Consider the following 24084-nt stretch of genomic DNA (forward strand, 5'->3'; position numbering starts at 1 on the left):
CAGACACCCACAGGGTGTCTGACACCTTTCTACATCTGGGGGCGTCAAACACCTCATTGGCCGCGGCGCCGCCGCGCAAGCGAATCTAGCCGCCGGCCGCGCCGGCGTCATCCAGGGCGGCTGCCTGGCTGCGCAACAGGAACTTCTGCACCTTGCCCGTGGCGGTCTTCGGCAGCGCGCCGAAGACAATCGTGCGCGGCACCTTGAAACGGGCCAGGTGCGCACGGCAATGCTCCATCAGCTCGGCGGCCGTGCAGCGGGTCCCGGGCTTCAGGGTGACGAAGGCGCACGGCGTCTCGCCCCAGACCGCGTCCGGCCGGGCCACCACGGCGGCTTCCAGCACGTCCGGATGGCGGTACAGCACGCTCTCGACCTCTACCGTGGAAATGTTCTCGCCGCCGGAAATGATGATGTCCTTGGCGCGGTCCTTGATCTCGATGTAGCCGTCGGCGTGCACCACGCCCAGGTCGCCGGAATGGAACCAGCCGCCCGCGAAAGCTTCCGCCGTGGCGGCCGGATTGCGCAGGTAGCCCTTCATGAGCGTATTGCCGCGCAGCATGATTTCGCCCATGGTGGCGCCGTCGCGCGGCACCGGCCGCATCTGTTCGTCCATGACTTCGACCTGCTCGACATTGAGCTTGCGCACGCCGATGCGCGCCTTGAGCGCGGCGCGCTCGGCCAGCGGCAGCGCGTCCCATTCATCATGCCACGCGCAGCTGATCGAGGGGCCATAGGTCTCGGTGAGGCCGTACAGATGGGTCACGCCGACGCCCAACTGCTCCATTGCCTCGATCACGGCCGCGGGCGGCGCGGCGCCGCCGGTCAGCGCCTGTACGCGGTGCGTGGCGCGATACTGCTGTTCGGCCGGGGCATTGATCAACATGTTCAAGACCACCGGCGCGGCGCAGAAGAACTGCACCTGGCGGCGGCGGATGGCGTCGAAGATCGCCGCCGGCTCGACCCGCCGCAGGCACACGCTGGTGCCCGCCAGCGCCGCCAGGGTCCATGGGAAGCACCAGCCGTTGCAGTGGAACATCGGCAGCGTCCACAAGTACACGGCGTGCGGCGGCATGCCGCAGGTCAGCACGTTGCCGGTGGCGTTGAGATACGCGCCGCGATGGTGATACACCACGCCCTTGGGGTTGCCGGTAGTGCCCGAGGTGTAGTTCAGGCAAATGCCCTGCCACTCGTCCTCGGGCCATTGCCATGGCGCATCGGGCGGCTGCGCCGCCAGCCATGCCTCGTACTCGGCGTCGCCCAGGTCGCCATGCGGGCCGCCGTACTCGCTGTCCTCGATGCGCACCGTGCGCGGCGGCGACGCCAGCCGGGCCAGCACCTCGCGCACCAGCGCGGCGTACTCGCTGTCGTACAACAGCACGGCGGCGCGGCCGTGCTCCAGGATGAACGCCAGCGTGGCGGCATCCAGGCGCGTATTCAGGGCGTTGAGCACCGCGCCGGCCATCGGCACGCCGAAATGCGCCTCGTACAGCGCGGGCACGTTGGGCGCCAGCACCGCCACCACGTCGCCGCGTCCCACGCCCCACGCCCGCAGCGCCGCCGCCATCCGCGCGCAGCGTTCGCGGGTCGTGCGCCAGTCCTGGCTGCGGGCGCCGTGCACCAGGGCGGGGCGCCGCGGGTAGACGTCGGCGGCCCATTGCAGAAAGCCCAGCGGCGTCAGTGCAAGATGGTTGGCGCTATTGCGCGGCAGCGCGTCGTCGGTTGCGGTGCTTGTCATCATGGCCTCCCGGGTGCATTGCGCCGCGTCGTCTCGCGGCTGGCGGCCTGCCAGCCCAGTTCGGCGAGCGGCGCGACGCGCGCGCCCATTTCGCGCGCGTCGTGCGCGGCGGCATTGCCGGCCTGGGCGCGCGCGTAAACACCCTGCAGAATGGCGGCGATGCGGAAGAAGCTATAGGCCAGGTAGAAGTCCCAGTCGGCCGGCGGCTCCATGCCGCGCGCGCGGCAGTAGGCGGCCACGAACTCGTCCTCGCCGGGAATGCCCAGTGCTGGCAGGTCCAGCCCGGCGATGCCGCGCCACAGGCTGGGCGGAATGCGCCAGCACATGCAGTGGTAGGCCAGGTCGGCCAGCGGGTGGCCCAGGGTGGACAGCTCCCAGTCGAGCAGCGCGATGGCGCGCGGCGCGGCCGGATCGAACACCAGGTTGTCGATGCGGTAATCGCCATGCACCAGGCAGACGCGGCCGTCGTCCGCCGGCAGGTGGCGGGGCAGCCAGTCGATCAGGGCGTCCATGGCGTCGATGCGGCCCGTCGCGGTGTCGCGGTACTGCCTGGTCCAGCGCGCCACCTGGCGGGCGAAGTAATCGCCGGCGCGGCCGTAGTCGGCCAGGCCGACGCGGTCCGGCACGACCGCATGCAGCGCGGCCAGCACGCGGCCGGCCTCGGCATAGACCGCGCCGCGTTCGGGCGCCGCCAGGCCTGGCAGCGCCGGGTCCATGAAGACGCGCCCCTGCGCATAGCTCATCAGGTAGAACGGCGTGCCGATGATGGTCCGGTCATCGCAATAGTGCAGCATGCGCGGCACCGGCACCGCCGTGTCGGCCAGCGCGGCCATCACGCGGTATTCGCGGTCCACGGCATGGGCCGAGGGCAGCAGCGCGCCGGGCGGCTGCTTGCGCAGCACGCGGCGCCCGGTCGCGTCTTCGAGCAGGAAGGTGGGGTTGGACTGCCCGCCGGCCAGCGGCCGGGCGCGCAGGCTGGCGGCGTCGGCCAGGCCCCGCTCCGCCAGGTACGCCGCCAGCGCGGCCAGCCAGTCCGGCTGCGCGGCCGCGTTCATACCAGCGCCTTGCGCGGGGCGCCGGCCTCGTCCCAGCGCCAGTAGGCGTCGCCTTCGTCCACCAGGTAGCGCGCCAGCACCATCTTGTGCACTTCCGAGGCGCCGTCCACCAGCCGCGCCTGGCGCGCATAGCGGTAGATCCACTCCAGCGGCGTGTCCTTCGAATAGCCGCGCGCGCCGTTGAGCTGCAGCGCCGTGTCGACGGCCTTGTGCAAGGTTTCCGAGACCACGACCTTGGCCATGGAGATTTCCTTGCGCGCGTAATCGCCCTGGTCCAGCCGGGCGGCCGCGCGCATGGTCAGCAGGCGGCCGATCTCGATCTGCATGGCCGCGTCGCCCAGCAGCCACTGCACGCCCTCGCGCTCGGCCAGCTTCTGGCCGAAGCTGCTGCGCTGCCCGACATAGTCGACCGCGATCGCCATGGCGCGGCGCGCCAGGCCCAGCCAGCGCATGCAGTGCGTCAGCCGCGCCGGCCCCAGGCGGATCTGCGTGAGCTTCAGGCCGTCGCCGACTTCCATCAGGCGGTTCTCGTCCGGAATCTCCAGGCCGTCGAACACCAGCTCGCAATGTCCGCCGTGCTCTTCCGGACCCATGATCGGGATGCGCCGTTCGATGCGCCAGCCCGGCTGGCCGGCGTCGAACAGGAACGCGCTCAGGCCCTTGCGCGCATCGTCCGAGGTGCGCGCGATCAGGATGAAGTGCTGCGCCACGCCGGCGCCGGTGATGAACCACTTGCGGCCGTTGATGATCCACTTGTCGCCCTGCCGGGTGGCCGTGGTGCGCATCATGGACGGATCCGAGCCGCTGCCGGGATGCGGCTCGGTCATGACGAACGACGAGCGCACCCGGCCGTCGATGATCGGCTGCAGCCAGCGGTCCTTCTGGTCGGGGCGCGCCACCTGCGCCAGCACGCGCATGTTGCCGTCGTCGGGGGCCGCGGCGTTGAACGCCACCGGCCCGAAGATGGAGCGGTTCATTTCTTCGTAGCAGGCGGCCAGGCCGACCATCGGCAGCCCCTGGCCGCCGCGTTCGCGCGGCATCTGCAGGGCCCACAGCCCGGCTTCGCGCACTTTTGCGCGCACCGCCTGCAGGGCCGCCTCGTCGATGTTCTCATGGGCATCGTAGTTGGCCCGGTCGGCCTCCAGCGGGATCAGCTCCGCATCGACGAAGCGGCGCACGCGCGCGCGGTAGTCCTCGAGTTCGGGGGGCAACGAAAAATCCATCCACTGTCTCCATGCTCAGCGCCGCCCCGGCGGGGGCGGCAATATGCGATTGCTTCACAACGAACTGACGAGGTGGCCGCCATCGACGTCGATCACCGAGCCGGTCATGAACGCCGAGGCGTCCGACGCCAGCAGCAGCAGCGGGCCGTCCAGGTCGCGCGGCTGGCCCAGGCGGCGCTGCGGCACGCGCTTGATCAGGGCCTCGCCAGCCGGCGAGGCGAAGAATTCGCGGTTCAGGTCGGTGGCGATGTAGCCCGGCGCCAGTGCATTGACGCGGACGTCGTGGCGCGCCCATTCCAGCGCCAGGGCGCGCGTCAGGTGCAGCAGGCCGGCCTTGGCGGCCGCATAGGGCGCCACGTGCGAGGCCACGCGCTGGCCCAGGATGGACGCTATGTTGATGATGACGCCCGGCCTGGCGTGGGCGCGGAAATGCGCGGCGCTCGCCTGCGCTACCCGCCAGGCGCCGTTGAGGTTGACGTCGATCAGGCCGGTCCAGGCCGGCTCGGAAATTTCCAGCGCGGGTGCGCTGAGGGCGATGCCGGCGTTGTTGACCACCACATCGATGGGGCCCAGTTCCCCGGCGGCCGCCTCGACGGCCGCCCGCACGCTGTCCGGATCGGTGACGTCCATCGGCACGGCGCAGGCCGCGCCGCCCGCCTGCCGGATGCCGGCGGCCACTTGCTCGCCCAGCTCGACGCGGCGGCCGCACAGGGCCACGCGCATGCCGGCTTGCGACAGCACGCCGGCGAAATGCCGTCCCAGGCCGCTGTACGCGCCGGTGATCAATGCCGTCTTCGACTTCAAGTCCTCGAACATCCACTCCCCCCAGGTCGGCCTTCGGTCCGCGCAACAGGGGTGCCAATGCGTCCGGCACCTCGAGTTCTAAACGTAACACAGCGCCGGCCAGGGCCTTGCCGCAATTGCCGATGGCCAGGCCGCGGCAGACGCCACTCCGGACGCGGAGACCGGCCGGGTGTCGCCCGGGCGTTCAGCGTGGCGCCAGGCCGGCGGCTTTCACGACGGCGGCATATTTCTCGACTTCTTCTTCGAGGTACGCCGCGAATGCATCGGCAGACCGCTGGTCCGGTTCGGCGCCGATCTGGCGCAACTGCTGCCTCAGGTCTTCTGAACGCATGATGGCGGACATCTCGGCGCGCAGGCGCGCCAGCGCCTGGGGCGGGACATTGGCCGGCGCGAATACGGCGAACCAGGCGCTGACCTCGAAGCCCGGTATGCCGCTTTCGGCCACGGTCGGCACATCGGGCAGCAACGCGCTGCGCTGCAGGCTGGTAACCGCGAGCGCACGCAGCTTGCCTTGGCGGACATTGGGAACCGACGTGGTCTGCAGGTCGAACATCAGCGGGATATGGCCCGCCATGACATCCACCAGCGCCGGTGCGCTGCCCCGGTAGGGAACATGCACCAGCCGGATCCCGGTGGCGCTGGCCAGCATTTCGCCCGCCAGGTGATTGGATGTGCCCGGGCCGGCCGACGCGTAGTCCAACGTTTCCGGCTGGCGCTTTGCCGCATCGATCACATCGGCGAGCGTCTTGAATGGCGAGCCGGGCGGCGTCACCAGCACGAAAGGCGTCGCCGCTACGGGAGCCACCAGCGTGAAGCCGCGGAGCGGGTCGTAGCCGACCTTGTTGATGGCCGGGTTGATGGCGTGCGAGCTGACCGTGCCCAGCAGCAGGGTGTAGCCGTCGGCTGGCGCCTCTGCCACGAACCGGGCTCCGATCGCCGTGCCGGCGCCGCCCTTGTTTTCGACGACGACCGGCTGGCCTAGCCTTTCCCCCAGTTTCTGGCCGACGGCGCGCGCGAGAATGTCGGCCGAACCGCCCGCCGGATAGGGCACCACCAGCGCTACCGGGCGGGCGGGAAAGGCCTGGGCAGCGGCCTGGTCCAGGCCGGCCGCGAACAGGATACAGGCCGCCGCCATCGGCAATAGACAGGCAGTGGCGGGCGCAATCAGTCGGCGCAGTTGGTTCATGCGATACATCCCTCAAGGGTGGCATTCCGCCGCTGGGCGACGATCCTGATTTGCGTCAAATGCTCCCAAGTTACTAGCGGCTTGTCTAATACCGTTCGGGCTGGCTGCTGATACGCCGGACGAATCACGCCCCGCGGTCTTGCCGGTCGCGCGGATCTTGCAGCCGGCCTCGTTGTGCTGGCTAGCCGGCCGGCATATGGGATGCGTCCAACGCGCTGGCCAGGAAGGCGTGGATGACCGGATTGTCATTCCTGCTGGCATATGCGAATACCAGCTGGTAGGTGGGAGGATGCTTCGCCGCTGCAATTTCCACGAAGCACACATCCCGCATTTGCAGGCGCCGCATGGCGGACGGCACCAGCGCGACGCCCAGGCCGCCCGCAACCAGGGTCAAGATGGCTTGCATCTGCGAGGCTTCTTGGACGACTCTCGGAATGAAGCCGGCTGCCTGGCAGGCTCCCAGCAGCGCGCTGGCAAAACCGGTTCCTTCGACGGCCGGGAACGAAACGAACGATTCCGCGGCCAGTTCTTTCATGCGCACTTTGCGGCGGGCGGCCAATGGATGGCCGAGCGGAACCGCGATCACGAAATGCTGCGGATGCAGCGCCACCAGTTCCAGTCCTCGCGAGTCATAGACCGGCCCGACCAGCAGCGCCAGGTCGGTGTGCCCATTGCGAAGGTCCTCCAGTTGGCGCCGCGTCGTCTCCGCCGTCAACGTCAGTTGTACGGTCGGGTAATGGGCCTGGAAGCGCTTGAAGATGCCGGGCAGGACATCGAGGGCCGCGCTGGGAACGAAGGACAGGCGCAAGCCTCCTTCGAGGCCGTTGCCGGTCCGGCGCGCGCGTTCCCGCGCCTGCTCGACAAACTGCAGCAGCCGGATCGCGTCGTTGTAGAACACCTGGCCCGCCGGCGTCAGCCGGACGTGGTGTTTGCTGCGGTCGAGCAGAGGGGTGCCGATCTCCGCTTCCAGATTCTGCATCGCAGTGGACAGCGGCGGCTGCGACATGTGCAGGCGCTCGGCCGCGCGGCGGAAATTCAATTCCTCGGCGACGACAACGAACTGGCGCACCAACCGAAGTTCGAACATAGCGGCACCACACTGGCGTAGCCTGGGTTGGCAATATCTAGCACGAATCACGTAGCCATGTAAATAGTATTGGATGTATCAGCAGCCCGGGCCTAGGATGAACAGCTCCGATGGCTTCTTCACCCACGGACAGAAAGAGGCGAGCCCTGCTCGACGCATCCGCTCTCTGTTCCCACTTAAGGATCAACCCGATGCAACCGTCCTTGCTTGAGGAAATCCCGCAGGTTCCCAATCCGTATCCGGTCGTGGCTGAAGTCGAATACCCCGAGGTCTGGCGCCTGTGCATGCAGGCGCGCGAGCTTGCCTGGGACCCGGTGACGGATATCGATTACTCAGACATCAAGGAGGCCGAGCTGCCCGCCGAGGTGCGGTCGGCCGGCGCCGAGTGGTGGAGCCTGCGCGCCTGGATGGAACACGGCGCCACGCCATACGGGGCCGAGCGGCTGCGCGACGCGATCTTTTCTCACCAGCCTTTCGAGGTCAAGCAGCACATCACCAATTTCATCGCGGAAGAGTTCCGCCATCATGAAGCCAGCTTCCGGATAGCCGAGTATCTGAGCGGCTATGAGGCCACGCCGCGGGCCGACTATTTCAAGGACATCATTCCGCGCTTTCACGACGAGTCCGACGAGAAGGCCATGAGTTTCTATGCGGGGCTGTCGGTCAACACACTGTTCGAACAGCTTTCCGGCGAGCTGCTCCAGGCGCGCTATGAAAACGCGCGCTTCGCCTCGATCCGCGAGGCGTGCCGGCTCATTCTCCGCGATGAGGCCCGCCACATCCAGTTCGGACGCATCATCATGCGCCGCTTCTTCGTCGAACTGCCGGCCCAGGAGAAGCGCACAATCGGCGAGAAAGTGGCGAAAAAACTCAGGGGCAGCCTGCTCAATGGCGTCTATGCCGTCGTCAATCTCCCCGCCGACGAGCGGGCGAGATCCGCCCGCAACCGCGCGCTCGCGGCGGAGCACGGCCTCGGCGCGACGCATCCGGACGAAGAGATGGCCATCATCCGCAAAGGCCTGAACCAGATCCGTGAAGACGTGGGCGCATATGGGGTCGAGGTTCCCCGCGTGCCCGAGATCGACGACAGCATCCAGTGAGCGAGGCGCGTTATGCCGAACCGCATCATTGTCGCCGCCGACGCCGCCCCGCCCCTGGGCCCCTATAGCATGGCTATCGCTTCCGAGGGCCCGGGGACTTGGCTGCACATCGCCGGCCAGGTGGGAATCGAGCCGGACGGCCGGCTGTCGGATGGCTTCGAAGCCCAGGCGCGGCAAGCCTGGGCGAACCTGGCGGCAGTCCTGGCATCCGCCGGAATGCAGGTCGCTCATCTGGTGAAGGTCAGCGCATTCCTCACCCGGCAGGCCGACGTGCCGCTGTTCGGCCCCGTGCGCGCGGCTTTCATCGGCGAGGCCCGCCCCGCCTCCACGCTTGTCGTCGTGCAGGCGCTGGCCCGGCCGGAGTGGCTGGTCGAAATCGAAGGCGTCGCCTTTCTTCCGGCAGCCACCTGGGCCGGCGGCGCCAAGCGCGATGCGTCCTGAGTTCGTGACCCGCCGCCTGCGCGAGATCGGCGCGCGATGGCAAGAAGACATACGCGCGGCGGGGGACGAGACCAAGGCACTTTACTTGCCCCTGCTGGTGGATGCCCCGCGAGCCGGCATCGAGGTCGTGCGCGACCAGGCCTATGGCGACCATCCGCGCCAGGTGCTGGACATCTATCGTCCCCCCGGGGCGCGCCGCGCGCCTGTGGTGGCGTTCGTCCATGGCGGGGCTTTCGTCAGGGGCGCGAAGAACATCAATGCGGAGATGTACGGCAACGTACTGACCTGGTTCGCGCGGCAGGGATGCGTCGGCGTCAATATCGAATACCGGCTGGCGCCCGAGGCGCCGTACCCGGGCGGCGCGGCCGACGTCTCGGCGGCATGTCGATGGATCTCCCGCCATGTGCGGTCCCTGGGCGGCGATCCGGACCGGCTCTGCATCATCGGCCATTCGGCCGGCGGCACCCATGTGGCCACACTGGTGTGCAATGCGCTGGACGACCCCCTGCCCATCGACGCGCGTTGCGCCGTCCTGGTATCCGCCCGGCTGCAGGCGGATACGTTGGCGGCCAACCCCAACGCCGCGGGAGTCGCGGCGTATTTCGGCCCGGACCCGGCCCGCTACGCGGCGTGTTCGCCGCTGACGCATGCCGCCCGCGCCTGCATGCCCGTGATGGTGGCCAATGCCGAATACGAGAACCCGTTGCTGGACCTGTACGGCCTCGAATTCGCCCTGGCGCTAGGCAAGGCCCGCGGCATGGCGCCGCCGCACGTCGCCCTGCCGGATCACAACCACGTGTCCATCATGGCGCATTTCAATACTCCGGAGCAGTGGCTGGGCGAGCAGGTGCTGGCCTTCTTCGAACGGTCGTGCCGTTGACGGCCGGCGCCGGCTAGCCGATCGCCACCAGTTCCGCCCCTTCCGCCACCTGGTCGCCCACGGCGTAGAACACCTCCTGCACCTTGCCATCGGCCGGCGCCGAGATGGTGTGCTCCATTTTCATGGCTTCCATGACCAGCAAGGGCTGGCCCTTGGATACGCTGTCGCCGGCCTGCACGGCGATCGAGATGATCTTGCCCGGCATGGGGGCGGTCAGCCCGCCGGCATGGTCGCCCTGCGCGTCCTGCGCGTGGGCGAGCGCGTCGTGCAGGCCCAGCACCTGCGTGCGGCCGGCGCGGAATACATAGGCTTTGTCGCCGTGCACCACCACCGTGCCGGTGCTTTCATGGCCGCCCAGCGCGATGCGCAGGCCGTAGGCCAGGTTGGGGTTGGCGCCCGGTTGGGCGCGCCACGAGAACGGTTGCGGCTGGCCGTCGCAGGCCAGGGTCCAGGTCCGGTCATCGCGCGCCACCACGACTTCGCGCAGCGTGTCCTGGTCGAGCCATTGCACGGTTTGCGAGTAGCGGCCGCCCAGGCGCCAGCCGTCGCGCGCATCCCAGGGGTCGGCGGCGGGCCGGCCCGCCTGGCCGGACGATTGCGGCAGGCCTTGTCCCACCAGCACGGCCGCGGTGGCCAGCGCCAGCGTCGCCGCGTCGGCCGCCGCCGGCGGCGGCAGCAGGGTCTGGCGCTGCCGCTCGATCAGGCCGGTGTCCAGGTCGGCGGCGGCGAAGGCCGCGTCCTGCATCAGCCGCGTCAGGAAGGCCACGTTGGTCTGCACGCCCACCGCGTGGGTATGGGCCAGCGCCTGGATCATCCGCGCGCGCGCCTGGTCGCGGTCGGCGCCGCGCACGATCAGCTTGGCGATCATGGGATCGTAATAGGGCGTGATGGCGTCGCCCATGCGCACGCCGCCGTCCACCCGCACGTCGCCGTTGGCGAACGCCGTATGCGGCGGCAGTTCCAGGTAGGCCAGGGTGCCGATGGAAGGCAGGAAACCCTTGTCGGGGTTCTCGGCGTAGATGCGCGCCTCGATGGCATGGCCGTCGATGCGCAGGTCTTCCTGCGCGGCGGGCAAGGGCTGGCCGGCGGCTACGCGCAACTGCCATTCCACCAGGTCGTGGCCAGTGATCATCTCGGTGACCGGATGCTCCACTTGCAGGCGCGTATTCATTTCCATGAAATAGAAGCGGCCGTCGGGCTCGGCGATGAATTCCACCGTGCCGGCGCCCACGTAGCCGACCGCGCGCGCCGCCGCCACCGCCGCCTCGCCCATGGCGCGGCGGCGCTCGGGCGTCATGCCGGGCGCGGGCGCTTCCTCGATGACCTTCTGGTGGCGCCGCTGCACCGAGCAGTCGCGCTCGAACAGATAGACGCAATTGCCGTGCGTGTCGGCGAATACCTGGATCTCGATGTGGCGCGGCTTTTGCAGATAGCGCTCGATCAGCACGCGGTCGTCGCCGAAGCTGGAGGCGGCCTCGCGCTGGCAGGAAGCCAGCGCGTCGAGGAAGGCGCCGGCCGATTCGACCACCCGCATGCCCTTGCCGCCGCCGCCGGCGCTGGCCTTGATCAGCACCGGGTAGCCGATGGCGTCGGCCTGCGACTTGAGGAACTGCGGATCCTGGTTGTCGCCATGGTAGCCGGGCACCAGCGGCACGCCGGCTTTCTCCATGAGCGCCTTGGCGGCCGATTTGCTGCCCATGGCGGCAATGGCCGAGGCCGGCGGCCCGACGAAGGCGATGCCGGCATCGGCGGCGGCCTGGGTAAAGGCCTCGTTCTCGGACAGGAAGCCGTAGCCGGGATGGATGGCCTGCGCCCCGGTAGCGCGCGCCGCCTCCAGGATGGCATCGCCGCGCAGGTAGCTGGCGCGCGGCTCGGGGCCGCCGATATGCACCGCCACGTCGCAGGCGGCGACGTGGCGTGCGCCGGCGTCGGCATCGGAATACACCGCCACGGTGCGGATGCCCAGGCGGCGGGCGGTGGCGGCGACGCGGCAGGCGATTTCGCCGCGGTTGGCGATCAGCAGGGTGTCGAACATTGGCGTCATCCAGTCGAATTCTTCGTTAACTTCAGCGATGCTACGGCTTTGCAGCAGCCTTGTCGGGGGCGCGCGGAGCCGGCTTCGCCGGCCCGCCAGCGCGGCCCCTGGCCGGGGCCTACATGCGGAACACGCCGAAGCGGGTTTCCTCGATGGGCGCGTTGAGCGCGGCCGATAGCGCCAGGCCCAGCACCCGGCGCGTATCGGCCGGCGTGATGATGCCGTCGTCCCAGAGGCGCGCGGTCGCGTAGTACGGGTGCCCTTCGCGCTCGTACTGGGCGCGGATGGGAGCCTTGAACGCCTCTTCTTCTTCGGCCGACCACTGGCCGCCCTTGGCCTGGATGCCGTCGCGCCGCACCGTGGCCAGCACGCTGGCGGCCTGCTCGCCGCCCATCACGGAGATGCGCGCGTTGGGCCACATGAACAGCAGGCGCGGCGAATAGGCGCGGCCGCACATGCCGTAGTTGCCGGCGCCGAACGAGCCGCCGATCAGGACGGTGAACTTCGGCACGTTGGCGGTGGCCACCGCCGTGACCATCTTGGCGCCATGGCGCGCGATGCCTTCGTTCTCGTACTTGCGGCCCACCATGAAGCCGGTGATGTTCTGCAGGAACACCAGCGGGATCTTGCGCTGCGCGCACAGCTCGATGAAGTGCGCGCCCTTCTGGGCGGACTCGGAGAACAGGATGCCGTTGTTGGCCACGATGCCCACCGGCATGCCGTGGATGTGCGCGAAGCCGGTGACCAGCGTGGTGCCGAAGCGGGCCTTGAATTCGTCGAACTCGGAGCCGTCGACGATGCGCGCGATGATCTCGCGCACGTCGTACGGCTTGCGCGTGTCGGCCGGAATGATGCCGTTGAGCTCGGCCGGGTCGTAGCGCGGTTCGCGCACCGGCGCCAGCGCCAGCGGCGCGGGCTTGCGGCGGTTCAGGCGCGCCACGGCATTGCGCGCCAGCTGCAGGGCATGCAGGTCGTTGGCGGCCAGGTGGTCGGCCACGCCGGACAGGCGCGTATGCACGTCGCCGCCGCCCAGGTCCTCGGCGCTGACTTCCTCGCCGGTGGCGGCCTTGACCAGCGGCGGGCCGCCCAGGAAGATGGTGCCCTGGTTGCGCACGATGATGGACTCATCGCTCATGGCGGGCACATAGGCGCCGCCCGCGGTGCACGACCCCATCACCACGGCGATCTGCGCGATGCCCTGCGCCGACATCACCGCCTGGTTGTAGAAGATGCGTCCGAAATGGTCGCGGTCCGGAAAGACCTCGTCCTGGCGCGGCAGGTTGGCCCCGCCCGAATCCACCAGGTACACGCACGGCAGGCGGTTCTGCGCGGCGATCTCCTGGGCGCGCAAGTGCTTCTTGACGGTCATCGGGTAATAGGTGCCGCCCTTGACCGTCGCGTCGTTGCACACAATGACGCATTCGGTGCCGGCGATGCGCCCGATGCCGGTGATGACGCCCGCCCCCGGCGCCTCGCCGTCGTACATGCCATGGGCCGCCAGCGGAGAAAGCTCCAGGAAGGGGCTGCCCGGGTCGATCAGCCGCTCGACGCGGTCGCGCGGCAGCAGCTTGCCGCGCGCCACGTGCTTGGCGCGCGCCGCTTCGCTGCCGCCCAGCGCCGCCTGCGCCAACTGGCGGGCCAGGTCGTCCAGTTGCGCTTGCATGGCGCGGGCATTGTCGGCGTACTCTTGCGAGCGCGCATTGATGCGGGATTCGATGACGGGCATGAAAGCTCTTCCTATGCGTGTCTGACTCCCGAAGGGTGTCAGACACCATCTGACTTCATTGGGTTCTTGCCGGGAGGGCGGGCAGTGCGGTACGGATCAGATCCGGTGGGTGTCTGACACCCTGCGGGAGTCAGACACGCCAGGGGGGTTACATCATCTCGACCGCCATGGCCACGGCTTCGCCGCCGCCGATGCACAGCGTGGCCACGCCGCGCTTGCCGCCGGTCTTGCGCAGCGCGCCGACCAGCGTGGCCATCAGGCGGGCGCCCGAGGCGCCGATGGGGTGGCCCAGGGCCGTGGCGCCGCCATGCACGTTGACTTTCTCGTGCGGCAGCTTGAAGTCGGTCATGGCGGCCATGGTCACCACGGCGAACGCTTCGTTGATCTCGTACAGGTCGACGTCCTCGGCCTTCCAGCCGGTCTTGGCGAACAGGTTCTTCAGCGCTCCCACCGGCGCGGTGGTGAACCAGCCGGGCTCTTGCGAATGCTGGCTGTGGGCGACGATGCGCGCCAGCGGCTTGACGCCCAGTTCCTCGGCGGTCGAGGCGCGCATCAGCACCATGGCGGCGGCGCCGTCGGAAATGGACGACGAGTTGGCCGCGGTGACGGTGCCGTCTTTCTTGAAGGCGGGCTTCAGGGTGGGAATCTTCTCGGGCATGGCCTTGGTCGGCGCCTCGTCGGTGTCCACCACGGTGTCGCCCTTGCGGCCGGCCACGGTGACCGGCGCGATTTCCCATTTGAAGCTGCCGTCTTCAGTGGCCGCGCGGGCGCGGCGCAGCGATTCCAGCGAGAAGGCGTCTTGCTGTTCGCGCGTGAAGCTGTACTTGGCGGCGCAGTCTTCGGCGAACACGCCCATGGCCTTGCCGCGGTCGTAGGCGTCTTCCAGGCCGTCCAGGGCCATGTGGTCGTAGACGGTGCTGTGGCCGTAGCGGTAGCCCTGGCGCCCCTTGAGCAGCAGGTAGGGGGCGTTGCTCATGCTCTCCTGGCCGCCGGCCACCACCACCCGCGCCGAGCCCGCGGCCAGCAGGTCGTGGCCGAACATGGCTGCCTTCAGGCCCGAGCCGCACACTTTATGGATGGTGGTGCACGACACGCCCAGCGGCAGGCCCGCGCCGAGCGCGGCCTGGCGGGCCGGCGCCTGGCCCTGGCCGGCCTGCAGCACGTTGCCCATGATGACTTCGTCGACCTGGTCCGGCTGCAGGCCGGCGCGCTCGACGGCCGCCTTGATGGCGACCGCGCCCAGTTCGTGCGCGGCCAGGCCGGACAGGCTGCCCAGCATGCCCCCCATGGGGGTGCGGGCGACGGAAACGATGACGATGGGATCAGACATGATTGACTCCTGAAAATCGGACGGGGACTGTCACGGCGCGGCGACGCGTTGCGGGGCGCTGTCGGGGCGCAGCCGCCTGTCTTTATCGTAAGGGAAAAACTCTTCGATCCGGCCCTGCGCCACATGGGCGCGGCAGGCCTGCCACCACTCGGGTTGCAGCAGGTCGGCATGGTGCCGCAGGAAGGCCCGGCGCACGCGCGGGTCGCCCAGCAGGAAGCGGTCGAATTCCTCGGGGAAAACGTCGTTGGGCCCGACCGCATACCAGGGTTCGCTGGCCATTTCGGCTTCTTCGTTGGGCGCGGGCGGGATGCGGCGGAACTGCATCTCGGTCATGCGTTGGATTTCGTCGTAGTCGTAGAACACCACGCGGCCCAGGCGGGTGACGCCGAAGTTCTTGTACAGCATGTCGCCGGGGAAGATGTTGGCGGTGGCGAGCTGGCGGATGGCGTCGCCGTACTCGCGCACGGCCTGCTCCAGCAGGGGCTCGGGCGCATGCTGCAGGTACAGGTTCAGCGGCGTCATGCGGCGCTCGATGTACACGTGGCGGATGACCACGGTGTCGCCGTCTTCCTCGAGCAGGCTGGGCACGCGCTCGCGCAGTTCGTCCAGCAGGCCGGGCGCGAAGCGCGCGCGCGGCAGCGCGACTTGCGAGTATTCCCAGGTGTCGGCCATGCGGCCCACCCGGTCGTGCAGCTTCACCATCTGGTACTTGCGCCGCACCGTGGCGTGGTCGATGCCGTCCTTGTCGATGCGGTCCTTGATGAGCTTGAACACGTACGGATACGAGGGCAGCGTGAACACGCACATCACCATGCCCTTGATGCCGGGCGCGATGTCGAAGGCGTCGCGCGAATGGGCCAGGTGGTGGAGGAAATCGCGGTAGAACAGGGTCTTGCCCTGCTTCTGCAGGCCGATCATGGTGTAGAGCTCGGCCTTGGGCTTGCGCGGCAACAGGCTCGACAGGAAACTGACCACCGCCGCGGGGGTTTCCATGTCGACCAGGAAATACGCGCGCGTGAAGCTGAACAGCGTGCTCAGGTCGTCGGCGCCCAGCAGCAGCGCGTCGAGCTCGACCTGGCCCGCGGCGTTGCGCGTGAGCGCCACCGCGAACGGGTGCACGGTGCTCTGGTTGATCAGGCGCCCGACGATATAGGCGCCCTTGTTGCGAAAGAACAGCGAGCCGAGCACCTGCACCTGGCAATCCGGCGCGAGCCGGCGGCCCAGGTGGCGCGGCCACTGGGCGCGCAACTGCCGCACGGCGGCGCGCGCCAGCAGGCGGGCGTCGCGCGGCAGGTCGGCATACGGCGAGGCCAGCCCGAAATCCGCCACCATGCGGATCAGGCTCTTGCGCAGCCCCTCGGTCAGCGGATAGTACACACGATACGAGGGGATGCGGCTGTCGAGATAATCGGTGGCGACCGCCGGGCGCACGAACAGGAAATCGTTGTGGAAGTAGTCGCGGTGCAGGATGCGGCACGACACCGAGTTGAAGAAGGTCTCGGCGCATTCCGGCTGGCGGTGGCCGGACAGCAGCCCCACGAACTGCTGCTTGACCTCTTGCCAGAAGGCGGTCTGGCTGTCGGTGAGGCTGGCCGGGCCCTCGGGCGCGGCCGAGTCGCGCAGCGCCTGGCGCAACTGGGTGGCGCATTCGCGCACGCGCATGTCGTAGTACTCGATGCGCTCGCGCGACAGCTGCTGGATGCCGTGCCAGTCGCCCGATTCGAACAGCGACTTGGCACGCTGCGCGCTGTAGCGGAACAGCGCATAGTGGCGGTCGAACCCGGCCAGGATCTGGCGCGCCACGGCCAGCGGCTGCGGCTGCGGGGCCGGAGCCTGCTCGATGCGCTGGACGTCGCCGCTGTAGATCATGGCCGGGCGGTCAGGCGGTTTCGGCGAACAGCTCGCGCCCGATCAGCATGCGGCGGATCTCGCTGGTGCCCGCGCCGATCTCGTACAGCTTGGCGTCGCGCCACAGGCGCCCGGTGGGATACTCGTTGATGTAGCCATTGCCGCCGAGTATCTGCACGCCCTCGCCGGCCATCCAGGTGGCTTTCTCGGCGGTGTACAGGATGAGCGCGGCGCAATCCTTGCGCACCTGGCGGACGTGTTCCGCGCCGAGCTGGTCCAGGTTCTTGCCGACCGCGTAGCAGAAGGCGCGGCTGGCCTGCAGGGTGGTGTACAGGTCGGCCACCTTGCCCTGGATCAGCTGGAATTCGCCGATGGCCTGGCCGAACTGCTTGCGTTCGTGGATATAGGGCACCACCACGTCCATCACCGCCTGCATGATGCCCAGCGGCCCGCCCGACAGCACCGCGCGTTCGTAGTCCAGCCCGCTCATCAGGACCCGCACGCCGCCATTGACCTGGCCCAGCACGTTTTCCTCGGGGATTTCGCAGTCCTGGAACACCAGTTCGCCGGTGTGGCTGCCGCGCATGCCGAGCTTGTCGAGCTTCTGCGCCACCGAAAAGCCCTTGAAGGACTTTTCCACCAGGAAGGCGGTGATGCCGCGCTGGTGGGCGGCCGGGTCGGTCTTGGCGTACACCACCAGGGTGTCGGCGTCCGGGCCGTTGGTGATCCACATCTTGGTGCCGTTGAGCACGTAGCGGTCGCCTTTCTTGTCGGCGCGCAGCTTCATGCTGACCACGTCGGAGCCGGCGCCGGGCTCGCTCATGGCCAGCGCGCCCACGTGTTCGCCGGAGATCAGCTTGGGCAGGTAGCGGGCTTTCTGCTCGGCCGTGCCGTTGCGGTGGATCTGGTTGACGCACAGGTTGGAATGCGCGCCGTACGACAGGCCGATGGAGGCGCTGGCGCGCGAGATTTCTTCCATGGCCACCATGTGCGCCAGGTAGCCCAGGTTGGCGCCGCCGTATTCCTCGCTGGCGGTCATGCCCAGCACGCCCAGTTCGCCGAACTTGCGCCAGAGGTCCATGGGGAATTGGTCGCTGCGGTCGACCTCGGCGGCGCGCGGGGCGATCTCCGCCTGGGCGAACGTGCGCACGGCGTCGCGCAGCATGTCCAGGTCTTCGCCTAAATTGAAATTCAGGCCGGGAAGGTTCATCGCAGTCTCCGTGATAGTGGGCGCTTACCTACCCGGGCGGCGCAGGCGGCGCCCGCGGGGCAGGTCCATCATGCGCCGGGCGGGATGGGCCAGGCAATGCGGAAGCTCAATATTACGTTTACGTAAACGTAAATTGGACACGGGTTTACCCTGACAAAAATGCGCGCGCCAACTTGTCTGACCATGACAGAATTCACATGAAACATGTCTGACAGGATGGGCCCCCCGGGCCCGTCGCACTACAGGGGGAATTGCCGTGATCGAACTCGCCGACCTGGACGAGATTGTGGCACTGCGGCGTGACATTCATGCTCATCCCGAGCTGGCCTACGACGAACATCGTACCGCCGGGCTGGTGGCCGAACGCCTGCGCGGCTGGGGCATCGAGACCCACATCGGCATCGGCCGCACCGGCGTGGTCGGCGTCCTGAAGGCCGGCACGAGCGACAAGGCGATCTTGCTGCGCGCCGACATGGACGCACTGCCGATCCAGGAGGAAAACCGCTTCCCGCACCGTTCGCGCCACGACGGCAAGATGCACGGCTGCGGCCACGATGGCCACACCGCCATGCTGCTGGCCGCCGCCCGCCATCTGAAGCAGGCCGGCGGCTTTGACGGCACGGTGTATTTCGCCTTCCAGCCGGCCGAAGAGAACGGCGGCGCGGGCGCCCGCGCCATGATCGAGGACGGCCTGTTCGAGCGTTTCCCATGCGAGGCGGTGTTCGGCATGCACAACTGGCCCGGGATGCCGGCCGGCAGCTTCGGCGTATGCAGCGGGCCCATGATGGCGGCGGCCAATGCGTTCAAGATCACTGTCACCGGCCGCGGCGGCCATGCCTCGGCCCCGCAGGACTGCGACGACCCGGTGCCGGCCGTGCTGGCCATCGGCCAGGCCCTGCAGACCATCCTGACCCGCAGCAAACGGCCGCTGGACGCCGCCGTGATATCCATCACCCAGCTGCAGGCCGGCAATGACGTCACCAACATCATCCCCGGCAGCGCCTGGCTGGGCGGTTCGGTGCGCGCCTACAGCACGGCGGTGGTCGACCTGATCGAGCGCCGCATGCGCGAACTGGCCGAGCCGATCGCCGCGGCCCATGGCTGCCAGGCCGATGTCTATTTCGAGCGCCGCTATCCGGCCCTGGTGAACACCCCGGACGAAACCGCCTTCTGCCTGGAGGTGATGCGCGAAGTGGCGGGGGCCGACCGGACCCGCGTGATCGAACCCGCCATGGCCTCGGAAGATTTCGCCTTCATGCTGCAGGCCAAGCCGGGCTGCTATGCCTTCCTGGGCAACGGCGACGGCGAGCATCGCCTGGCCGGCCATGGCCTGGGCCCGTGCATGCTGCACAACACCAGCTATGACTTCAACGACAGCCTGATTCCCGTCGGAGCGTCGTACTGGATCCGCCTGGTGCAGCGTTACCTGGCCTGACGCCAGCCGCTGTCCGGGCGCGGGCCTTCCCGGGCCCGGCTTTCCTGCGTTTTCCTACCGGAGCCGTCATGATCAGAACCGCCGTGCTGTCGAGATTCGCCCCCGTCCTGGCCTGCGCGGCCATGGCCGCCGCCACTGCCGCACAGGCCCAGCCGGCCTGGCCCGGCAAGACCCTGACCCTGGTGGTGCCCTACACTGCCGGCGGCACCAACGACACGCTGGGACGCGCGCTGGGCGACGTGCTGCGCCAGGAATACGGCACGGCGACCATCATCGAGAACAAGCCGGGCGCGGGCGGCAGCGTGGGCGCCGACGCCGTGGCTCGCGCGCGCCCCGACGGCGCCACCTTGCTGCTTGCCTCGACCAGCCCGGTGGTCATTTTTTCCAACCTGGTCGAAACGCCCTACGACCCGATGCAAGACCTGGTGCCGGTGGCCAGCGTGGCGGTGGGGCCGGTGGCGATCCTGGCCACCAAGGCGCTGCCGGTCAAGAGCTTCGGCGAGCTGGTCGAGCATGCCCGCAAGCATCCCGGCAAGGTCACGTTCGGGGTGCCGGGCCTGGGCACGGTGGCGCACATCGGCATGGCGGCACTGAACAAGCAACTGGGCATCGACATGCTGCAGGTGCCCTATCGCGGCGGCAGCCAGGCGGTCTCGGACGGCCTGGGCGGCCAGGTCGACCTGCTGGTGGTCAACACCGACATCGTGCTGCCGCACGTCGAGGCCGGCACGCTGACGCCGCTGGCGGTGATGGCGCCGCAGCGCCTGGCCCCCTGGCCCGATGTGCCGACCATGGCCGAGCTCGAGCTGCCGGAGATCCGCTACTTTTCCAACTTCGCCCTGTTCGCGCCGGCGGGCGTGCCGGCCGATGTGTCGCAGGCCATGCAGACCGCGCTGGACAAGGCGCTGACCAGCCCGGCCTATCGGCAAATGCTGGACAAGTATTTCATGCAGCCGGGCACCGGCATGGGCGCCGAGTTCGCCCGCCAGGTGCGCGCCGACTACGACAACAATCGCCGTGTCATCCGCGAGAACAATATCCGGGTGCAGTAGCCGGACGCCGCTCAGCCGTGGCGCGGGCCGGCCATGATCAACGCCATGCCGGCCAGGCACAGGCCGACGCCGGCCCAGTCGGTCGGGGCCGGCCGCACGCCGTCCACCGCCCATAGCCACAGCAGGGCCATGCTGACATAGACGCCGCCGTAGGCCGCGTAGACCCGGCCGGCAGCGGTGGGGTGCAGCGTCAGCAACCAGGCGAACAAGGCCAGGCTCAGGGCCGCCGGCAGCAGCAGCCAGGCGGAATACCCCTGCTTGAGCCACAGATACGGCAGATAGCAGCCCAGTATCTCGGCCAGCGCGGTCAGCGCGAACAGGCCCAGCGTCTGCAGCGTCGGGTACATGGGTTCTCCGGCGCCGCGGGCGGGCGCGCGGCGCGTGTCAGGGTTTCTGGGCCAGCAGCAGGCGGCACTGCCGCTCTTGTTCGGCGATTTCCGACAAGGTGTCTTCGATGTCGCGACGCTGCTGTTCGAGGGCCGCGCGGTGCGTGGCCAGCACGTCGAGATAATGCCGCAATTGCGGCGTGCTGTCGCCGGGGCCATCGTACATGTCGATGAGGGCGCGGATTTCCGACAACTGCAGCCCGAGCCGCTTGCCGCGCAGCGCCAGCTTCAGCCGCGTGCGGTCGCGCGCGCTGTACACGCGGTTGCGGCCATCCCGCGCAGGGCTGACGATGCCCTGGTCTTCGTAGAAGCGGATGGTGCGGGGCGTGATGTCGAACTCGCGCGAGAGTTCGGAGATCGTCCAGGTGGCGGGCATGCGAGGTTTGGCAGTTTACGTAAACGTAAATTATGATGGCTTGGAACAATCGTCAAGCCAATACGAGACCATCCATGAATCCCAACGAGCATCAATTGCAGTACCCCTGGGGCGATGTCCAGCCCGAGGCCGGCGCGGCCCGCGAGGTGGCCGATGGCGTGAAATGGATCCGCATGCCGCTGCCCTTCGCGCTGGACCACATCAACTTGTGGCTGCTGCGCGATGAAATCGACGGTCGCCAGGGCTGGACCATCGTCGACTGCGGCATTGCGCGCGACGAAGTCAAGACGCTATGGGAACAGGTGTTCGCCAACGAACTGGACGGCCTGCCGGTGCTGCGCGTCATCGTCACGCACATGCACCCCGACCACGTCGGCCTGGCTCATTGGCTGTGCGAGCGCTGGGACGCGCCGCTGTGGATGAGCATGACGGACTACATGGTGGCGTCGCTGTGGTCGTCGCGCCAGTCGGGCTCCGGGCCCAACGGCCAGGCCGCGGTGGAGCACTTCGCCCGCCACGGGCTGACCGACGCCGACGCGCAGGAGCAGATCCGCCGGCGCGCCGGCTACTACCCTGGCCTGGTGCCCGCCATGCCGGCGCGCTACACCCGCCTGCTGCATGGCGACGATGTGCTCATCGGCGGCCGGCCGTGGCGCGTCATCGTGGGCTACGGGCACGCCCCGGAACACGTGTCGCTGTACAGCCCGGACCTGGCGACGCTGATCTCCGGCGATATGGTGCTGCCGCGCATTTCCACCAACGTCAGCGTGTTCGACTACGAGCCGGACGCCAACCCCCTGCCGCTCTACCTGCGTTCGCTCGACCGCTATGCCGACCTGCCGGCCGATACCCTGGTGCTGCCTTCGCATGGCCGCCCGTTCAAGGGCCTGCATCAGCGCATCGCCCAGCAGCACCAGCATCACGCCGACCGCTTGCTGGACGTGCTGCAGGCCTGTGCCCAGCCGCAGTCCACCGCCGACATCGTGCCGGCGCTGTTCAAGCGCAAGCTCGACCTGCACCAGCTCACTTTCGCCATGGGCGAGGCGCTGGCGCACCTGCATGCGCTGTATTTCGACGGCAAGGTGGCGCGCCGCGCCGGCGACGACGGCATCGTGCGCTTCACGGCGCGCTGACCGGCGCGTGCCGCATGCCGCATGGCGGCGTGCGCGCCGCTGCTAGCGGCTGGCGGTGGCCAGCCGTACCGCCAGGCCCAGGAACACCACCCCGGCCAGGCGGTTGAGCCAGCGCGAGGCGGTGGGCGAGCGTTGCAGCAGCTGGCCGAAGGTGCCCGAGAAGAACGCGATGGCGCCGAACACCAGCAGCGTGGCCGCCATGAAGACCGCGCCCAGGACGATGGTCTGCAGGCCTACCGAGCCGTGCGCCGGCGAGGTGAACTGCGGCAGGAACGCGAAGAAGAACAGCAGCACCTTGGGGTTGGTGAGATTCATGATGATGCCGCGCCGGTACAGGGCGCCGCGCGCCAGCGGCGCAGGCCGCTCGGCGCTGGCGGGCCCGCCGGGCGCGCGCAGCGCCTGCCAGGCCAGATAGGCCAGGTAGGCCGCCCCCACCAGCTTCAGCGCGGTGAACGCGTGCGGCGATGCCGCGAACACCGCCGCCAGCCCCGCCGCCACGGCGGCCGTGTGGCCGAGCAGCCCGGTGCACAGGCCCAGCACCACCAGCATGCCGGCGGTCCGCCCCCACATGGCCGACTGCATCAGGACGAACAGGTTGTCAGGCCCCGGCGTGAGGGCCAGCAGTACGGCAATGCCGAAGAAGGCGAGCAGCGTGTCCAGGGGCAGCATGGTTCGAGGCGCGCGGGCTGCGCGCGGCCGGCAAGTGGGCGGGTCTCAAGGGTACTGCGCGCCGGATGGCGCTGGCAATCGCCCGCCGGCGATTTCCGCGCCAGCGGCGAATCTCCTAATATCGAAGTTTCCCGCCGCTTCCCATCGCATCATCATGGCCAAAGACAACGCCCCGCACATCGATACGCTGCTGCAGCACACCGCCACCGCCTCGTTCAATCCCGCGACCGGCTCGGCGCCGGTCAACCTGCCGTCGATGCGGGCCAGCACGGTGCGCTTCCAGAACCTCGATGCGCTGGAAGCGACCCAGCGCCGCAAGAAGGCCGGCGAGCGCGCCGCCACCTATGGCCGCATGGGCATGGATACCCACGCGGCGCTCGAACAGGTGTTCATGCAGCTCGAGGGCGGCACGCACTGCTACCTGGCCTCGTCGGGCCTGGGCGCCATCACCATGGCGATGGTTGCGCTGCTGTCGGCGGGCGACCATGTGCTGGTGGCCGACTGCGTCTATGGTCCGGTGTACGAGCTGGACGCCGCCCTGCTCAAGCGGATGAACATCGAGATCACCTATTTCAGCGCCGACGACGACCTGGAGGCGCTGGTGCGCCCCAATACGCGCATGGTGTATGTCGAATCGCCCGGCTCGCTGTTGTTCCAGATGCTCGATCTGCCGGCGCTGGCGCGCTTCGCCCGCGCGCGCGGGCTGGTCCTGGCCTGCGACAACACCTGGGGTTCCGGCTATATCTACCGGCCCCTGGAGCTCGGCGCGCATGTGTCGGTCGTGGCGGGCACCAAGTACGTGGGCGGCCACTCGGACCTGATGCTGGGAGCGGTGGTCACCAACGACGCGGAAATCGCCCAGCGCCTCAATCGCACGCAGTACGCCATGGGCTATTCGGTCAGCGCCGACGACGCCTGGCTGGCGCTGCGCGGCGTGCGCACCCTGCTCATACGCATGGCGCAGCATGCGCGCCATGCCATGCAGGTCTGCGAATTCCTGGCCGGGCGTCCCGAAGTGGCGCGCATCTATCACCCGGCCTGGCCCGGCGATGCCGGCCACGCGCTGTGGCAACGCGATTGCACCGGCTCGAACGGCATGCTGGCCGTCGAACTGCGCCTGGCGGCGCCGGCTTCGCGCCGCTTCGTCGACGCGTTGCGGCTGTTCGGCATCGGGTTCTCGTGGGGCGGCTTCGAAAGCCTGGTGCAGTGGGTCACGCCGGGAGAGCTGGCGCGCCACCGTTACTGGCAGGGAGGGGAGCATGCCCTGGTGCGGCTGCACATCGGGCTGGAGGACCCCAGGGACCTGATCGCCGACTTGACGCAGGCCCTGGAGCAGGCGGCCGCCGCGTGAGGCGGCGGCGCGGGGGCGCGGC

General features: G+C 68.9%; 21 protein-coding genes and 1 pseudogene. 7 read left to right on the forward strand and 15 right to left on the reverse strand.

Annotation, left to right across the window (positions count from 1 at the left end; translation table 11 throughout):
- Positions 1–85 precede the first annotated feature (85 nt).
- The 7 genes and pseudogenes from CAL24_RS00265 to CAL24_RS00290 form a co-directional block, all read right to left on the reverse strand.
- Positions 86–1735, reverse strand: coding sequence for an acyl-CoA synthetase (locus tag CAL24_RS00265; protein ID WP_094805462.1), 1650 nt, complete (start codon positions 1733–1735; stop codon positions 86–88).
- Positions 1735–2790, reverse strand: coding sequence for a phosphotransferase (locus tag CAL24_RS00270; RefSeq protein WP_028353825.1), 1056 nt, complete (start codon positions 2788–2790; stop codon positions 1735–1737). Before CAL24_RS00270 ends, CAL24_RS00265 begins: the two co-directional genes overlap by 1 nt.
- Positions 2787–4013: an acyl-CoA dehydrogenase family protein gene (locus CAL24_RS00275; RefSeq protein ID WP_094805439.1), complete on the reverse strand. Its 1227-nt coding sequence runs from the start codon at positions 4011–4013 to the stop codon at positions 2787–2789. Before CAL24_RS00275 ends, CAL24_RS00270 begins: the two co-directional genes overlap by 4 nt.
- Positions 4014–4067: 54 nt before the next feature.
- Positions 4068–4829 (reverse strand): SDR family NAD(P)-dependent oxidoreductase, encoded by a 762-nt coding sequence (locus tag CAL24_RS00280; RefSeq protein WP_028353823.1) that lies wholly within the window; start codon positions 4827–4829, stop codon positions 4068–4070.
- A 22-nt stretch (positions 4830–4851) separates the two neighbouring features.
- Positions 4852–4962: pseudogene (locus CAL24_RS24495) on the reverse strand (AtuA-related protein); the annotation flags it as partial.
- A gap of 39 nt (positions 4963–5001) precedes the next feature.
- Positions 5002–6003 (reverse strand): Bug family tripartite tricarboxylate transporter substrate binding protein, encoded by a 1002-nt coding sequence (locus CAL24_RS00285; protein WP_051439367.1) that lies wholly within the window; start codon positions 6001–6003, stop codon positions 5002–5004.
- Between the two features lie 181 nt (positions 6004–6184).
- Complete coding sequence (locus tag CAL24_RS00290) at positions 6185–7090, reverse strand: LysR family transcriptional regulator (RefSeq protein ID WP_028353821.1); 906 nt, start codon at positions 7088–7090, stop codon at positions 6185–6187.
- A 191-nt stretch (positions 7091–7281) separates the two neighbouring features.
- Between CAL24_RS00290 and CAL24_RS00295 the strand changes: the two genes are divergently transcribed.
- From CAL24_RS00295 to CAL24_RS00305, 3 genes are read left to right on the forward strand one after another with little or no spacing between them, the layout of a single operon-like run.
- Positions 7282–8190: a hypothetical protein gene (locus CAL24_RS00295; protein WP_094805440.1), complete on the forward strand. Its 909-nt coding sequence runs from the start codon at positions 7282–7284 to the stop codon at positions 8188–8190.
- Positions 8191–8202: 12 nt separating this feature from the next.
- Entirely contained in the window at positions 8203–8631 is a 429-nt protein-coding gene (locus tag CAL24_RS00300; protein WP_094805441.1) for a RidA family protein, read from the forward strand.
- Positions 8621–9511: an alpha/beta hydrolase gene (locus CAL24_RS00305; protein WP_094805442.1), complete on the forward strand. Its 891-nt coding sequence runs from the start codon at positions 8621–8623 to the stop codon at positions 9509–9511. Before CAL24_RS00300 ends, CAL24_RS00305 begins: the two co-directional genes overlap by 11 nt.
- A gap of 13 nt (positions 9512–9524) precedes the next feature.
- On the opposite strand, the gene CAL24_RS00310 is transcribed toward CAL24_RS00305, so the two are convergent.
- The 5 genes from CAL24_RS00310 to CAL24_RS00330 form a co-directional block, all read right to left on the reverse strand.
- Positions 9525–11546, reverse strand: coding sequence for an acetyl-CoA carboxylase biotin carboxylase subunit (locus CAL24_RS00310; protein ID WP_094805443.1), 2022 nt, complete (start codon positions 11544–11546; stop codon positions 9525–9527).
- A gap of 118 nt (positions 11547–11664) precedes the next feature.
- Complete coding sequence (locus CAL24_RS00315; RefSeq protein WP_094805444.1) at positions 11665–13272, reverse strand: carboxyl transferase domain-containing protein; 1608 nt, start codon at positions 13270–13272, stop codon at positions 11665–11667.
- Between the two features lie 148 nt (positions 13273–13420).
- Positions 13421–14602, reverse strand: coding sequence for an acetyl-CoA C-acetyltransferase (locus tag CAL24_RS00320; protein WP_094805445.1), 1182 nt, complete (start codon positions 14600–14602; stop codon positions 13421–13423).
- A gap of 30 nt (positions 14603–14632) precedes the next feature.
- On the reverse strand, positions 14633–16471 hold the full coding sequence (gene aceK / locus CAL24_RS00325) for a bifunctional isocitrate dehydrogenase kinase/phosphatase (protein ID WP_028353815.1): 1839 nt from the start codon (positions 16469–16471) through the stop codon (positions 14633–14635).
- Positions 16472–16481: 10 nt separating this feature from the next.
- Positions 16482–17660 (reverse strand): isovaleryl-CoA dehydrogenase, encoded by a 1179-nt coding sequence (locus tag CAL24_RS00330; protein ID WP_094805446.1) that lies wholly within the window; start codon positions 17658–17660, stop codon positions 16482–16484.
- 256 nt (positions 17661–17916) lie between these two features.
- Between CAL24_RS00330 and CAL24_RS00335 the strand changes: the two genes are divergently transcribed.
- Positions 17917–19095 (forward strand): M20 aminoacylase family protein, encoded by a 1179-nt coding sequence (locus CAL24_RS00335; RefSeq protein ID WP_094805447.1) that lies wholly within the window; start codon positions 17917–17919, stop codon positions 19093–19095.
- A 68-nt stretch (positions 19096–19163) separates the two neighbouring features.
- The gene (locus CAL24_RS00340) at positions 19164–20147 is read left to right on the forward strand and encodes a tripartite tricarboxylate transporter substrate binding protein (RefSeq protein ID WP_094805448.1); all 984 of its coding nucleotides are present in this window, start codon (positions 19164–19166) and stop codon (positions 20145–20147) included.
- A gap of 11 nt (positions 20148–20158) precedes the next feature.
- Here the strand turns inward: CAL24_RS00340 and CAL24_RS00345 are convergent, their stop codons facing one another.
- Both CAL24_RS00345 and CAL24_RS00350 read right to left on the reverse strand, forming a co-directional pair.
- The gene (locus CAL24_RS00345; RefSeq protein WP_028353811.1) at positions 20159–20494 is read right to left on the reverse strand and encodes a YnfA family protein; all 336 of its coding nucleotides are present in this window, start codon (positions 20492–20494) and stop codon (positions 20159–20161) included.
- A gap of 37 nt (positions 20495–20531) precedes the next feature.
- A complete protein-coding gene (locus CAL24_RS00350; RefSeq protein WP_028353810.1) occupies positions 20532–20909 on the reverse strand; it encodes a MerR family transcriptional regulator in 378 nt (125 codons plus the stop codon).
- 74 nt (positions 20910–20983) lie between these two features.
- Here CAL24_RS00350 and CAL24_RS00355 point away from each other — a divergent pair, with 74 nt between their 5' ends.
- Positions 20984–22042 (forward strand): MBL fold metallo-hydrolase, encoded by a 1059-nt coding sequence (locus tag CAL24_RS00355; RefSeq protein ID WP_094805449.1) that lies wholly within the window; start codon positions 20984–20986, stop codon positions 22040–22042.
- Positions 22043–22084: 42 nt separating this feature from the next.
- On the opposite strand, the gene CAL24_RS00360 is transcribed toward CAL24_RS00355, so the two are convergent.
- Positions 22085–22711: a LysE family translocator gene (locus CAL24_RS00360; protein WP_028353808.1), complete on the reverse strand. Its 627-nt coding sequence runs from the start codon at positions 22709–22711 to the stop codon at positions 22085–22087.
- Between the two features lie 154 nt (positions 22712–22865).
- Between CAL24_RS00360 and metC the strand changes: the two genes are divergently transcribed.
- Positions 22866–24062: a cystathionine beta-lyase gene (gene metC / locus CAL24_RS00365; protein ID WP_094805450.1), complete on the forward strand. Its 1197-nt coding sequence runs from the start codon at positions 22866–22868 to the stop codon at positions 24060–24062.
- Positions 24063–24084 lie beyond the last annotated feature (22 nt).

The organism is Bordetella genomosp. 2, from assembly GCF_002261345.1.
In the GTDB taxonomy this organism is placed as follows: Bacteria; Pseudomonadota; Gammaproteobacteria; order Burkholderiales; family Burkholderiaceae_B; genus Bordetella_A.

What these genes read in the sequence shown, in the direction of transcription:
- CAL24_RS00265 (WP_094805462.1), bottom strand. Translation starts at nt 1,735, where the DNA reads ATGACAAGCACCGCAACCGACGACGCGCTGCCGCGCAATAGCGCCAAC.
- CAL24_RS00270 (WP_028353825.1), bottom strand. Translation starts at nt 2,790, where the DNA reads ATGAACGCGGCCGCGCAGCCGGACTGGCTGGCCGCGCTGGCGGCGTAC.
- CAL24_RS00275 (WP_094805439.1), bottom strand. Translation starts at nt 4,013, where the DNA reads ATGGATTTTTCGTTGCCCCCCGAACTCGAGGACTACCGCGCGCGCGTG.
- CAL24_RS00280 (WP_028353823.1), bottom strand. Translation starts at nt 4,829, where the DNA reads ATGTTCGAGGACTTGAAGTCGAAGACGGCATTGATCACCGGCGCGTAC.
- CAL24_RS00285 (WP_051439367.1), bottom strand. Translation starts at nt 6,003, where the DNA reads ATGAACCAACTGCGCCGACTGATTGCGCCCGCCACTGCCTGTCTATTG.
- CAL24_RS00290 (WP_028353821.1), bottom strand. Translation starts at nt 7,090, where the DNA reads ATGTTCGAACTTCGGTTGGTGCGCCAGTTCGTTGTCGTCGCCGAGGAA.
- CAL24_RS00295 (WP_094805440.1), top strand. Translation starts at nt 7,282, where the DNA reads ATGCAACCGTCCTTGCTTGAGGAAATCCCGCAGGTTCCCAATCCGTAT.
- CAL24_RS00300 (WP_094805441.1), top strand. Translation starts at nt 8,203, where the DNA reads ATGCCGAACCGCATCATTGTCGCCGCCGACGCCGCCCCGCCCCTGGGC.
- CAL24_RS00305 (WP_094805442.1), top strand. Translation starts at nt 8,621, where the DNA reads ATGCGTCCTGAGTTCGTGACCCGCCGCCTGCGCGAGATCGGCGCGCGA.
- CAL24_RS00310 (WP_094805443.1), bottom strand. Translation starts at nt 11,546, where the DNA reads ATGTTCGACACCCTGCTGATCGCCAACCGCGGCGAAATCGCCTGCCGC.
- CAL24_RS00315 (WP_094805444.1), bottom strand. Translation starts at nt 13,272, where the DNA reads ATGCCCGTCATCGAATCCCGCATCAATGCGCGCTCGCAAGAGTACGCC.
- CAL24_RS00320 (WP_094805445.1), bottom strand. Translation starts at nt 14,602, where the DNA reads ATGTCTGATCCCATCGTCATCGTTTCCGTCGCCCGCACCCCCATGGGG.
- aceK (WP_028353815.1), bottom strand. Translation starts at nt 16,471, where the DNA reads ATGATCTACAGCGGCGACGTCCAGCGCATCGAGCAGGCTCCGGCCCCG.
- CAL24_RS00330 (WP_094805446.1), bottom strand. Translation starts at nt 17,660, where the DNA reads ATGAACCTTCCCGGCCTGAATTTCAATTTAGGCGAAGACCTGGACATG.
- CAL24_RS00340 (WP_094805448.1), top strand. Translation starts at nt 19,164, where the DNA reads ATGATCAGAACCGCCGTGCTGTCGAGATTCGCCCCCGTCCTGGCCTGC.
- CAL24_RS00345 (WP_028353811.1), bottom strand. Translation starts at nt 20,494, where the DNA reads ATGTACCCGACGCTGCAGACGCTGGGCCTGTTCGCGCTGACCGCGCTG.
- CAL24_RS00350 (WP_028353810.1), bottom strand. Translation starts at nt 20,909, where the DNA reads ATGCCCGCCACCTGGACGATCTCCGAACTCTCGCGCGAGTTCGACATC.
- CAL24_RS00355 (WP_094805449.1), top strand. Translation starts at nt 20,984, where the DNA reads ATGAATCCCAACGAGCATCAATTGCAGTACCCCTGGGGCGATGTCCAG.
- CAL24_RS00360 (WP_028353808.1), bottom strand. Translation starts at nt 22,711, where the DNA reads ATGCTGCCCCTGGACACGCTGCTCGCCTTCTTCGGCATTGCCGTACTG.
- metC (WP_094805450.1), top strand. Translation starts at nt 22,866, where the DNA reads ATGGCCAAAGACAACGCCCCGCACATCGATACGCTGCTGCAGCACACC.